Origin of the sequence: Psychrobacter sp. (genome assembly GCF_018260395.1) — a bacterium.
Classification (GTDB): domain Bacteria; phylum Pseudomonadota; class Gammaproteobacteria; order Pseudomonadales; family Moraxellaceae; genus Psychrobacter.
In genome coordinates this window covers 1-13,191 of record NZ_JAGLBC010000009.1, presented here as the reverse complement: position 1 = coordinate 13,191, position 13,191 = coordinate 1, and the positions used below count along the sequence as shown (strand labels likewise).

9 protein-coding genes are annotated in these 13,191 nt (G+C 41.4%); 8 read left to right on the top strand and 1 reads right to left on the bottom strand.

Features of this window, described 5'->3' with window-relative positions:
- Positions 1 to 251 precede the first annotated feature (251 nt).
- Positions 252 to 770: a YgjP-like metallopeptidase domain-containing protein gene (locus QZ265_RS01740; protein ID WP_296402768.1), complete on the top strand. Its 519-nt coding sequence runs from the start codon at positions 252 to 254 to the stop codon at positions 768 to 770.
- Between the two features lie 322 nt (positions 771 to 1,092).
- Here the strand turns inward: QZ265_RS01740 and gltX are convergent, their stop codons facing one another.
- A complete protein-coding gene (gene gltX, locus QZ265_RS01735; RefSeq protein ID WP_296402766.1) occupies positions 1,093 to 2,613 on the bottom strand; it encodes a glutamate--tRNA ligase in 1,521 nt (506 codons plus the stop codon).
- A 457-nt stretch (positions 2,614 to 3,070) separates the two neighbouring features.
- Here gltX and rsmH point away from each other — a divergent pair, with 457 nt between their 5' ends.
- The 7 genes from rsmH (at position 3,071) to QZ265_RS01700 (ending at position 13,047) form a co-directional block, all read left to right on the top strand.
- Entirely contained in the window at positions 3,071 to 4,117 is a 1,047-nt protein-coding gene (gene rsmH / locus QZ265_RS01730) for a 16S rRNA (cytosine(1402)-N(4))-methyltransferase RsmH (RefSeq protein WP_296402764.1), read from the top strand.
- Between the two features lie 196 nt (positions 4,118 to 4,313).
- Complete coding sequence (locus QZ265_RS01725) at positions 4,314 to 4,766, top strand: cell division protein FtsL (RefSeq protein ID WP_296402762.1); 453 nt, start codon at positions 4,314 to 4,316, stop codon at positions 4,764 to 4,766.
- Positions 4,759 to 6,861, top strand: coding sequence for a penicillin-binding protein 2 (locus QZ265_RS01720; protein ID WP_296402760.1), 2,103 nt, complete (start codon positions 4,759 to 4,761; stop codon positions 6,859 to 6,861). Before QZ265_RS01725 ends, QZ265_RS01720 begins: the two co-directional genes overlap by 8 nt.
- Positions 6,862 to 7,037: 176 nt before the next feature.
- Positions 7,038 to 8,828, top strand: a complete 1,791-nt coding sequence (locus QZ265_RS01715) for a UDP-N-acetylmuramoyl-L-alanyl-D-glutamate--2,6-diaminopimelate ligase (RefSeq protein WP_296402759.1) — start codon at positions 7,038 to 7,040, stop codon at positions 8,826 to 8,828.
- A gap of 164 nt (positions 8,829 to 8,992) precedes the next feature.
- The gene (gene murF, locus QZ265_RS01710) at positions 8,993 to 10,519 is read left to right on the top strand and encodes a UDP-N-acetylmuramoyl-tripeptide--D-alanyl-D-alanine ligase (RefSeq protein ID WP_296402757.1); all 1,527 of its coding nucleotides are present in this window, start codon (positions 8,993 to 8,995) and stop codon (positions 10,517 to 10,519) included.
- A 251-nt stretch (positions 10,520 to 10,770) separates the two neighbouring features.
- Positions 10,771 to 11,892: a phospho-N-acetylmuramoyl-pentapeptide-transferase gene (gene mraY, locus QZ265_RS01705; protein ID WP_296402755.1), complete on the top strand. Its 1,122-nt coding sequence runs from the start codon at positions 10,771 to 10,773 to the stop codon at positions 11,890 to 11,892.
- 138 nt (positions 11,893 to 12,030) lie between these two features.
- A complete protein-coding gene (locus QZ265_RS01700; protein WP_296402753.1) occupies positions 12,031 to 13,047 on the top strand; it encodes a putative RNA methyltransferase in 1,017 nt (338 codons plus the stop codon).
- The last annotated feature ends 144 nt before the right edge of the window (positions 13,048 to 13,191 follow it).

Genomic DNA, 13,191 nt, shown 5'->3' with positions numbered 1-13,191 from the left:
ACATAATTCAAGGAGTCAGCGTGTTGTTACTCTGTGATAAGTATATTTCGATTGTAAAGAAATCATTTTACTTAAGGTTGAAAAATTTAGTTTTACTTATTAATGGCATTTAGTTGTGAAATCGCTTCTTTTAAGAATATTATTGTTATAAGTTGGAAATAATTTGTTCAAACTAAACTTATCTAATAGTTGACTTATTTTATAGTGCTTTAATCTAATAAAAGCTCTATAACCTAAAAATAAAGGACATCATGTTGGATCCACTAAAATACATTGCTCATTATCCTGCGCAAATACAGCATCAAGCAAAGCGGCTTATTGAAGAGGGAAAGTTAGGCGCTTATTTACAGCAGCAATATCCCGATACCTTTAATCATCCTCACTCTATACAAAGTGATAAAGCACTATATGCGTATGTCAACGATCTCAAAAATAGCTATCTAGGAAAAGTTGGAACCTTGACGAAAGTGAGCTATAACAGCAAGCTATCGGTACTCAAAAATGCGCTTGGCATACATACGCATCAATCAAGAGTGCAAGGCAGTAAGCTCAAAGCACATAACAGCATTACGGTGGCGAGTATCTTTCAAGAAGCGCCTTTAGAGTTTTTGCAGATGATTGTAGTCCATGAGTTGGCGCACTTTAAAGTGAGCGACCATAACAAAGCGTTTTATCAGCTATGTTGCCATATGCAGACCGATTATCATCAAATCGAGCTGCATACGAGGCTTTGGCTTTTGTTGCGGGAGTTAGAAAAAAACGAAAGCTAAAGAGTAGCTAACAAAAAATGTCAGAAAAATTAATGTCAGCTCTTTTAATTTCAAATTTATAAGTGAGCATATTTTATTAATGATACTAAGACAATTGTCATGAACCTTTAGCATACATAACCGAATCAATGATATGACTAGCATCAATAGTTTTAAAACGTAGATCAATAGCTAACTCTTCTATAGTATTGTATTTACAACAAACGATACTCACTATAATTTGATGCCCTTTCTCCATAAACATCTTTTAAGTTTCAGCAACAGGCTTAACAGTCGCACCGATATTAATTTCGTCATTAAAAAGTTTAAAATTAAATTAAGACTACTCAGCTTCCACTAAAAAGTCAGGCAACTCAGCCGCTCTTTTCTCTAAGGTTTTCAGCTTTTTCTTGCCCAGCCCGCCCAATACTTCAATGGCATGACGCAGGCGAGTCATAGTCATATCCGCACCAATGACGTACATTGAGTTCATCACAGGTGTCGATGAGGTGCTACCCGCAATAGCGATAAAGAACGGTGCCATCATGTCACGCAGCTTAATATCAAGCGCTGCACTTAACCCTTTGAGCGTTTTGAAAATGTTTTCCTCATTCCACTCTGGTAGCGTCTCAAGCTTCCACGTCGCAAATTGCAGTATTTCAATGATTTGCTCTTGAGTCAGTGTCTTGTGCTCAAAGTCCTCAAGCTTAATGTTTGGTAAATTTTGGAAATAGAAACCACCCCAATTGACCGCATCGGATAACAAGTGAATACGGGGTTGAATAGCAGCAGCAATAGCAGTTAGCTTGTCAGAATCATTAGCCCAGTCTAGGATTTTTTCTTTCAGCTGTTCGGGGGTTAAGGCACGTAGCCATTCACCGTTCAACCAGTTTAGTTTTTCGATATCAAAGATTGGTCCACCAAGCGATACACGAGTAATATCAAAGCTTGCAATCATATCATCAAGGTTAAAGATTTCTTTTTCATCGGGCATAGAGTAGCCCATACGACCAAGATAGTTTAGTAGTGCTTCAGGCAACACGCCAGCATCACGATAATAAGTGATAGACGTTGGATTTTTACGTTTAGATAATTTAGATTTATCAGGGTTACGCAGCAGTGGCATATGGCATAACACTGGCATTTCCCAACCAAAATAGTCATACAATAGTTTATGTTTTGGGGCTGAGTTAAGCCATTCTTCGCCACGGATGACATGGGTAATCTCCATCAGATGGTCATCCACAACGTTGGCTAAATGATAGGTGGGCAGGCCGTCTGTCTTTAATAGCACTTGCATGTCCACTTGTTCCCACGGAATCTCAACTTCACCACGCAGAATGTCTTGAACCTTACACACGCCTTCAGTCGGTACTTTCATACGGATGACAAAGGGCTTACCCTCGGCAGCTAATTTATCAGACTCATCTCGAGGTAAGTTGGCATATCGTCCGTCATAATGGGGGTTCTCGCCACGAGCAATTTGTTCTTTCCGCATCTCATCCAGCTCTTCGGGCGTACAGAAGCAGCGAAAAGCATGACCTTTGTCCAATAGCTCTTGAGCATGCTGTTTATAAATGTCACTTCGCTCGCTTTGACGATAAGGGGCATGAGGACCACCAATGTCTGGACCTTCCGCCCAATCTAAGCCTACCCAGCGTAGGGCGTCTAAGATCATTTTCTCAGATTGTTCGGTTGAACGGCTTTGGTCAGTATCTTCAATACGTAAAATGAACTCACCGCCATTTGCTTTAGCAAAGACTAGATTAAATAGCGCTATATAGGCAGTGCCCACGTGTGGAAAGCCAGTTGGAGACGGGGCAATACGGGTACGAACAGGGCGATGTGAAGCAGTCTGTGTCATAAAGTTTCTCTTATAATGTGATGATATTAAATGTGAGCAAAGGGATAAAAACAAGCAATAATGATAGAATAATAAGCAATACAAATTAGATATTAAATTATGGCTCATTATAACAGGTTTGAGCCAAGGCTCATAAATCACACCCAGTTTGCTGAATTAGCTATGACTATATTTTGTTTCATTATCCGATTAGTTTCATTCACTACTTTGCCTTAAAAGACATAAAATGTTTTCAAAATTTATATCAACTGAAGGCGAGTAGATAAAAAAAGCATATAATAGTGCTTTGTTAATGTGCTTACCTTGACAAGCAGTTGTGAGTTGCGATAATGAAGGAAGATTGTGTAACTTAAGTTTTAACCAATTTCGTTTCTGTCATTTGTTTCTAATTTATTTAATCAACTGTTTTACCAATACCTATTGTATTGTTTTCTCCATTTAAGGGAGCCTATTTATTGTGATCGATGGTCAATCTTCAGCTACTCAGCATACCCCTTTAGCAAAAGTCGATTTTAGTCACGAAACCGTGCTATTGTATGAGACTGTCGACGCTGTATTAGGTAAAACTTCCTCAAAAAAACAAAGTAAAAAGCCCCTTGATTCAAGCGCTAAAGTATCTGGTATATTTGTTGACGCGACATTTGGACGTGGCGGACACAGCAAGTTATTGCTTGAATCATTAAGTGAAGATGGACAGTTATTCGTATTTGATAAAGACCCTGAGGCAATAGCTGTTGCTGAAGAAATAGCAAAAAGTGACAATCGTGTGAAAGTTGTGCATGATAGTTTTGCCAATATGACCCACTGCCTAAATCAACATGGCGTATCACAAGTTAATGGCATCATGGCGGATTTAGGGGTTTCCTCACCGCAATTGGATGATGGTAGTCGTGGTTTTAGCTTTATGCGAGAGGGTGCTATCGATATGCGAATGGACACCAGCCGTGGCATATCAGTAGGGCAGTGGCTACAGACTGTAGATGAAGAAGATTTGGCCAATGTGCTATATGACTTTGGGGAAGAGCGTCATAGTCGCCGTATCGCACGAGCTATTAAACAAATGGAGGGCTACACCTCTACTTTAGAATTGGCTGAAGTGATAAAGCAAGCCCATCCAAAGTGGCAAAAGGGAAAGCATCCAGCAACTCAAAGCTTCCAAGCTATGCGTATTTTTATCAACAATGAGCTGGGTGATATTGACAGTTTTTTACAGCAAAGTCTGACTTTATTAGCACCACAAGGGCATTTGGCAGTGATTAGTTTTCATTCTTTGGAAGATCGCCGTATTAAGCAGTTTTTGCAGCGCCATAGCCGAGGGCAGTATCCTGAAGATGAAAATTTACCGATGCCACCGGTGCGTCCTCGTTATTTTAATAAGCCCACTCGAATTGCGCCCACTAAAGCGGAAGTTAGTGTAAATAATCGTTCAAGAAGTGCTTGGTTAAGAGTAGCAACCCGCACCAATACCCCATATAATACTGACCCTATCGAGCTTCATATCTAGAGTATAAATTTGATCATTTTACAAGGCGTACTGCGAATGGTCTTAGTCATCTAGTTTTGAATTACATCTAGTTTTGAATTACAGCTAGTTTAGTATTAAATGTACGCAAATTAGTCCTTAACATAAGTATAGCTGCTCTATTAAGAAGCTATTTTTTATCCTTAAAGACCAAGCAGGTCACAGCATTAGTCACCATATGGCAAATAACAAACCCCAAAGCTCGAATCAAATAGATAACAACTCGCTTGAGATCAGTGAGTTTTTGACCAAGCGTTATCGTGGTGTTAGCGTCTATGCTGCTGTCATGATTTTGCTTGCAATAGGCATCATTTGGACAGCTGTATTAACCGCTGAACAGGTACAGCAGTATCATGAAGATTATATGGCATTGCAAAAAATGAAAGTTGAACATCGTAATTTACAAATAGAGAATCAGCGCTTGGTCATCGAACAACAAACCTTTAGTGCCACACCGCAAATCGCTAGCCGTGCTGTTACCCAGCTAGGTATGTATTCTCCGACAACCAAAGACAAACTTATTGTACAACCAACCGCTACCAAACCTGGAGATAGACTAAATATCCAGCAGCCTACTAGGTCTGACGAAGCAGAGTTGAGCATGCCGCAGCAAGGAGGCAAGGATGAGTAAGAAGCCTTCTACCTCTACAAAAAAAACCAGTACTTCAAACAAAAGTGCCGCCAATAAGCCCATGCACGGTAAAGTAACCGAGCCTTTGGTAATGCCCAAAAAGCCATCTACCACAAAAAATGGTAAAGGTAGTGCGAATAAGACTACGGTAGGCATGTCTAAATTAAAATTCTGGAAAAAAGAAGAGGAAACCAACGGCGCTTATACTAGCGTCAAACATAAGCGTAATGGCAAAAAGATTAAATCGGCCACTGTAGGTGCTACAAGTCGAGGTGGCGCTGAGAGCGACTTAATTCGTTTTCAAATCATCTGGTTTTTTGCCATAGCTTTTCTTGGATTATTGATTGCCCGCGCTTTTTATCTACAAGTCTTCAATGCACAAAAGTTTATCGATAAAGGTAATGAGATCATTACCAGTGAACGCACCCAGCATTCGTATCGTGGCATGATAACGGATCGTAATCTTCAGCCGTTAGCCGTTAGCGCCCCGTTGTCTAGTGTGTCTTTTAGTCCTTTTGACTATGCACAGGCCTATTATGACTTACAAAAGCGTATCAAAAAGAACGATGACAATCCCGAAGCCCAACAAAGACTGTTAAAAAAGTTAAAAGATATAGATTTGGCCCAATTGGCTAGCGTATCAGGGGTTTCTTTAGAGCGTTTGCAGCAAGCGGTCGCCATTAATAATACGGTAGATGTCACTAATGATGATGCTGTAAAAGCTGTGCTACCTAAAGGGTCAGGCTCGCATTATTTTCCTTTATTAAATAAAGTGACGCCAGAAATAGCAGATGCAGTTATGGCGCTAGATTTCCCCGGCGTTTATGAAAAACAAGAGTTCCGTCGTTACTATCCTCAACCACAGCCCAATGCGCAATTATTAGGGTTTATGGGTCATAATGCCAACGAACCTGATAGTGGTTATGAAGGTCGTGCGGGTGTTGAGCGCCAGTTTGAAGCTAAATTGGCTGGCGAAGATGGTAAGGTTCGTGTGTTAAAAGACCGCTACCAGCATAGTATTGAAGAGCTTGAACAAATCAAGCCTGTGGTGCCAGGACAGGATGTTAACTTGTCTATTGATTCACGCTTGCAATATCTCTTATACAAAGAGCTTGAGCATGTGGGACGAGTGCAAGAAGCGAGATGGTCGACTGGTATGGTAGTGGACGTGCATACAGGTGAAGTATTGGCGTTGTCCACTTGGCCGTCTTTTAATAACAACAATTTGAATGAAATGACAGGTAATAACCAACGTAACCGTGCCGTATTGGATGTGTTCGAACCTGGGTCGGTCATGAAGCCTTTTACGGTAGCAGCGGCCCTAAAGTCTGGCAAATATACCGAAAATTCACTGATCAATACCAGTCCAGGATATATTCGAGTACGTGGCTATACTATTCGAGATCATAATAACTTGGGCTCTATCAATCTAGCTACGTTGATTCAAAAATCAAGCAACGTGGCTTCGACCAAGATAGCCTTATCTTTGCCACCCGATGGCATTACCAATGTGCAAAAAGAGTTTGGCTTTGGGCGTAAAACGTCGCTAAACTTTCCAGGTGAGCAGGCTGGTAACGTACCAACACCAAAAGAAATCGAGACCTCTCGCCGAGCCACGGTAAGTTACGGTTATGGCTTGCAAGTAACATTAGCACAGATTGCGCAAGCTTATGCAGCTCTAGGATCAGGTGGCGTCTTACACCCCTTAACTTTGCAAAAGCAAACTCAGAGACCAGCGGGTCAAAGAGTGCTGGATGAGAAGCACGCTATGGCTGTTGTGAAAATGATGGAAACAGTTACTGCACCAGGCGGTACGGCAACTGCGGCTGCCATTGATGGTTATCGTATCGCTGGTAAAACAGGGACCTCGCGCCGAGTAAGTCCAAAGGGTGGCTACTATACTGATCAATATCGTACGGTATTTGCAGGCATTGCGCCTGCTTCAAACCCACGCCTAGTTACTGTTATATTGGTTGAAGACCCTCGCAAAGCTTACTATGCAGGTATTGTAGCGGCTCCTGTGTTTAAAAACGTGATGCAAGAAGCACTGCGTCTTTATAACGTTCCGCTTGATAAACCTTTGACCACTCCATAAGCGCTTATGATTAAAACTCTATTTATAGTATTTAATTAATAGAATTATACGTAACCAATACCAATGCAAAATACGCAAATTGCTTGATAAGCTTACAACGAAGCCTCGCTTGAAAGGCATAAACTTTAAGTAAGGTCGGTAAATAAAGCTAAAGATTGATAAATAAGGCCTAGCAGATGACAGTACATCAGTCCGTAGTAACAGACAACGAGATTTCGGCACTTACGCTCCACCAACTTGCTACAATCGCTTTAAAAGTATTACCACAACAGGCCGAGAGCTTGAATCAATTGTTGTCCGTTCCACAAGGTATTGATGTCCCATTTTCAAAGTTTGTGTTAGATAGTCGGCAGTTAATGGCTGATACAGACTGCGAGCTTCCAGCCGCTTTTGTATTATTAAAAAGTCATACTCAGCCTATCGAAAAAAGCCAACAATATGCTAAGACTGCCTCTCAACAAGCCGCTTTTATATTGACTGAAATCCCCCCTGAAGATTTGCAGTATAACGTTCAAGGCGCTGAACGTGCTTGTCCTTTAATTTATATAGCCAATCTACGATCTATTATAGGTAGCCTTGTTCAGCTTAGCCTATTGCCTGCCAACTCGTTGTCTACCATAACTTCTGCTAAAGACATATTAACGCTACTGCCACATGTTATAGCAGTAACCGGTACCAATGGTAAGACTACCATTAGCCAACTGATAGCCCAATTATGCCAATATTCAAATGTTGTCGATCTACAAAATAGCGCAGTGATGGGAACGGCTGGGAATGGTCGATTAGACAGCTTAGTTCAAGCCAGTCATACCACTGGGGATGTATTGGCGGTTCAAAGCTTTTTGCACCAAATGGCAGATGAAGGAGTGACGCTATTGGCCTTAGAGGCCAGCTCTCATGGTTTAGACCAGCAGCGCCTACAAGGGGTGCCGGTAACTGTGGCGGTCTATACCAACCTTAGCCGTGATCACTTAGATTACCATCCTGATATGGACGACTATGCTCGTGCCAAAGCTCGACTGTTTGATAAAGCCTTTTTTCCTCAATTAACCCATGCCATTATCAATGCTGATGATGAGTTTGCGCCATTAATGGCAGATACTGCGCGCCGCTCAGGGGTAAAAGTATGGCTATATAGCATAGACGCGGAGCTATCAACGACAAGCGATATAGGCAATACAGGCCATATTAGCAAAATTAACACTTGTGATAGCGATGCTAGCTTTATTGCTAAAAAAATTGTACCTGGCTTAAATGGTGCAGTAATTGAAGTTGCAACCAGTTTTGGCTCGTTAACGTTACATAGTCCATTATTGGGCCGCTTTAACGTGGCCAATCTATTGGCAGCGGTAGCAGGTGCAACCGCCTTGGGAATTGAGCTTGAAGCTATGCCAGCCTTGGTTAGACAACTGCACGGTGCCAGTGGGCGTATGCAACGCGTCACTATGGATTATGTGGCTGCGAATAATGAGGCTGCAGATGATCAAGGAGCTGCGTTCAATCAAGGCGTATTTATCGTTGATTATGCGCACACCCCTGATGCATTAACTCAAGTTTTAAACAGCCTAAAACCGTATTGTAGTGGCGATTTGTGGGCGGTCTTTGGTTGTGGCGGTGACAGGGATAGAGGAAAGAGACCACTGATGGCGCAAGCAGGTCTGGCTGTGGCGGATAAAGTTGTGCTGACTTCTGACAACCCACGAAGTGAAGATCCTGCAGTGATTTTGGAAGATATGCAACAAGGCATCAGTGACAGCCAACGGCTAAAAACCAAAGTTATCGTTGATCGCAAACAAGCGATTGAGTATGTGGTAGGGCTTGCAAATCAAAATGACATCGTGGTTATTGCTGGTAAAGGCCATGAAACTTATCAAGAGATTGAAGGCATCCGCTATGATTTTGATGATCGCTTGGTATTACAAGAAGCTTTGATTGAAGCCCAAAAACAGGTAGCGAAACATAAATAAGTGTAGCTAATATTGGTTTATGCGTCGCTTATTTGGCCATTAGTTATTTTAATATTTTTTTTGAATTATGTATTTTTTGAGTGAATTACTTAATAGTTGCTTATTTTCAAGCTATTTAGTTTTAAGCTATTTATAGAACTTTCAATTCAGATGAGACCCAGTAGATGAGCCATTTAAACAAAGAGTCAGTCCAAAGTAGCGGGTTATTCATATGGACTCCTGAACACCTCAAGACCGCAACTGCTGAACTAAATGGCCAGTGGATTGATTTAGAAGGTCACAATAACCTGCAAGCCACTCGTATTATTACTGATACTCGTAAAATAGAAGCGGGTGATATTTATCTAGCCATTGTAGGTGAAAAATTTGACGGTCATTGCTTTGTGGCAGAAGCGATACAAAAAGGCGCAGTGGCCGCTATTGTTAGTCAACACGTGGAAGGATTATCGGCGCCTCTGTTAAAAGTCAAAGATACTCGCTTAGCTTTTGGTAAAATTGCCGCTTACCGCCGTCAGCAACACCCTACTCTTAAAGTTATCGCTTTAACGGGCTCAAGTGGCAAGACCACAGTTAAAGAGATGCTACGTCAAATCTTTATGCAAGTAGAGGCACCTGAGCAAAGCACAACTTCAAAAAGCACAACTTCACAAAGTACAACGCTAGTGACCCGTGGTAATCTAAATAATGACTTTGGCGTACCAATGATGTTACTGGAGTTAGAGCAACAGCACCGTTATGCCGTACTTGAACTGGGCGCCAATCATGTTGGCGAGATTGCTTATACTGCGACTATGGTGAAGCCCGATGTGGCCTGTATTCTGAATATTGGTACCGCTCATTTAGGTGAATTTGGGGGTCGAGACAATATCGCTAAGACCAAAGCTGAAATTTATCAGGCTCTAACCGATTTAAGCACAGCGATAGTGCCGAGTGATGATGATTATACTGAGCAATTAACAGCAATTGCTAAAAAGCACACGTCCAAGGTTATTCATTATGGTTGGCAACAACTTGAATCGTCTGGCTGCAACCTGCCACAAGTTTATGCGACACAAGTAGAGACAACAGCGCTTCACAGCCACTTTAAGCTACATTTTGCTATAGGTGTGGATGAGTCAGTGGTAGAGGTTACGCTACCGATGTCAGGTCAACATAACGTTAGTAACGCGTTAGCTGCTGCTTCTTGTGCTTATGCTGCCGGTATTAGCCCTGAGGTCATTGCGGTAGGACTTGGCCAAGCCACTTCAAGTAAGGGGCGTTTAGGCAGACAAACCTTAGGTATACATCATATTATCGATGACACCTATAATGCCAACCCGAACTCTATGCGCGCCGCCGCTGATGTATTAGCAGTCCAATCTGGATATAAAATTTTAATATTGGGCGATATTGGTGAATTAGGTGATGCTGTCCACGATGAGCATAATAGATTAGGTCAAGCCATTGCGGATAAAGCAATTGATATGTTGCTTTGTGCTGGCGAGTTTGCCAAAGATACAGTGATTGGGGCTCAGTCTCGTTCCATGCAAAATGCTTATGATTTTACAACTAAAGCTGAGTTATTAATTAAGCTTCAGTCAATATTGGCTGAAAAAAACGAGCAGAAACAAGTTTGCACCTTATTATTTAAAGGCTCTCGTAGCACCGCGATGGAAACCTTGATCCAAGATTTGATGCAAAATGAAGGTTGATTAAGGGGTTGTTAAATAGACGCTATGACTTAAAAAAATAGCAACAATATGCGTTTTTAGTGAAAATTAACATAAACTCTGATTTTAGTTGCTAATTTTGCGATAATTCGACCCAATGAACTTAATCTTGCTTAAAACAAATTTTTACTGTGAGTCGCAACGTAGGTTGTGGCTAAGTAATCTTTTTTTATTAACATCTATAGTTAAATAAATTTATAATTAAATAAATAAAAATTCATGAGGAGTAGGCGGTGTTATATTGGTTATTTGACAGTTGGTTAAGTCAATTCTATTCACCATTTTCAGCGGTATCCTCGTTAACTTTACGTGCGCTCCTCACGGTCATTACCTCCCTTGCTTTTAGTATTATCCTCGGTCCTCGTACCATTGCTTATTTACGTAGTGTTAAATATGACCAGGCTGTCCGTGATGATGGCCCTAAGACTCACTTAGCAAAGACAGGTACTCCAACTATGGGCGGTGTCCTCATATTGACATCCATTGGTCTTGCTACTTTGTGTTGGGCAAATCTCTCAAATTCTTATGTGTGGATTTTAATGGTGGTTATGGTTATTTTTGGCGCAGTAGGGTGGGCAGATGATTGGCTTAAGATCAAATATAAAAATCCCAAAGGATTAAGCGCGTCAAAGAAGTATTTTTGGTTATCTTTAGGGGCTTTATTTGTCGGCGTATCGCTATATTATATTGCTAGCCTGCAACCGAATATTGATACCACTAAATCAATGATTGATTTGCTGCTACCCTTATTTAAAAATTGGGTCGTTCCTTTCTCAGCCGTGCCATTTGGTTTGGCGTTTATAATTTTTACTTATTTTGTCATCAATGGCTCCTCCAATGCAGTTAACTTGACCGATGGTTTAGATGGTTTGGCAATCCTACCGGTAGTCTTTGTCGCGGCAGGGCTTGGTGCTTTCGCCTACGTATCTGGTGATGCTCGTTTTTCTGAATACTTGCATGTGCCTTATATCGCTTATAACTCAGAAGTGCTTATCGTTTGTTCAGCCATGATTGGTTCCGGTTTGGGCTTCTTGTGGTACAACGCGCATCCTGCACAAGTATTTATGGGTGATGTGGGTGCTTTAGCATTGGGCGCGATGCTAGGTACGATTGCGGTGATGACCCGTCAAGAAATCGCCTTTGCTATTATGGGTGGTTTATTTGTCGCAGAAGCGGTATCAGTTATCTTACAAGTCGGCTCTTATAAACTACGCAAAAAACGCATCTTCCTAATGGCGCCCTTACATCACCATTTTGAGGAGCTTGGATGGAAAGAGACGCAAGTTGTGGTACGCTTTTGGATTGTAGCAATTTTGCTTGTGGTACTGGGCTTGATGACTTTAAAATTACGTTAATGGCGAATCGGCATCACAGCAATTCAGCGTAAATTATGATAAAAAGGGTGTCTTTAGGCACCCTTTTTACGTTTATCAGATTTAGGTTTTAGTTAGTCATTAGTTAGCAATTTATCATAGCAGTCATAGGATTTAGCCATGCCAAGCTCTGAGCAAGTCAATAAGCAATTACCACTTTTATTATGTCCCTATTGCCAATCGCCATTGTTACCAGATGCCAAGACTTGGCTGTGTGATGGTAGTCTAAATGCCAAGGGTACACGCCACCCCTTTGATGTGGCGCGCCAAGGTTATGTCAACTTATTGCCAGTACAACACAAAAAGTCAAAAGAGCCCGGCGATTCGCAGCAGTCAATTGATGCGCGCCATCGTTTTTTAAGCCAAGGCTTTTATTTACCACTACAACAACAAATCGTACAGCTTATTAAATGTTATTTAGATGATACAACAACATCAGACAGCAGCATATACCAAACTTGGCTTGATATTGGTTGTGGCGAAGGATATTACACGCAGGCAATGGCCAAGGCATTACAAGCCCCTTCGATCCTTAATACTCATATCTTAATAGCAATTGATATTAGTAAGCCTGCAGTTGTCCAATTAGCAAAAATGGCCAAAAATAAACAAGCTTTATGGCATCAAATTGAAAATAAAAGACAAAATGCGCTCAGTTTATTAGATAACGGTGTATTAATAAGTTTTATGCAAGCAATGCCTGCCATTTACCCTGTGATTGCCAGTGCCGCCCATTTGCCATTGGCAGATCATAGTGTGGATGGTATTTGCACCATATTTAGCCCAATATTGCCCGAAGAGTTTGCTCGAGTATTAAAATCAGGAGGACGACTGCTAATTGCCAAGCCTGATACTGGTCACTTACAAAGTATGCGCGAGGCACTATTTGATGAGGTGCGACCCCATGATTCAGATAAGTTTTTGGATGAGCTTGCGCCGTATTTTGAGCTTAAAAATACTCATCAAGTGCAGTGCGAGTTATCGCTTAATGCTGACTCACTGGCAGATTTATTGACCATGACACCCTACTCGTATAGGGCTAAAGCTGAGAAGCGTGAGGCATTATTGGCTTCTACCGAGCAGGAAGAATTTAAGACAGAAGCTAGGTTTGTGGTTTATGAGTTGGTGGCACTTTAGCAAAGATCGTATTGTAGGATAGAGCGACCATAACCTACATAATTGAATAGGTTATAAAAGCTCGATATCGAAGGCGTAAGTTTATTTTTAAATATAAAACAGAGTTCATTGGTATGGCACGTTATTTGGGAAATTCTCTTTAAG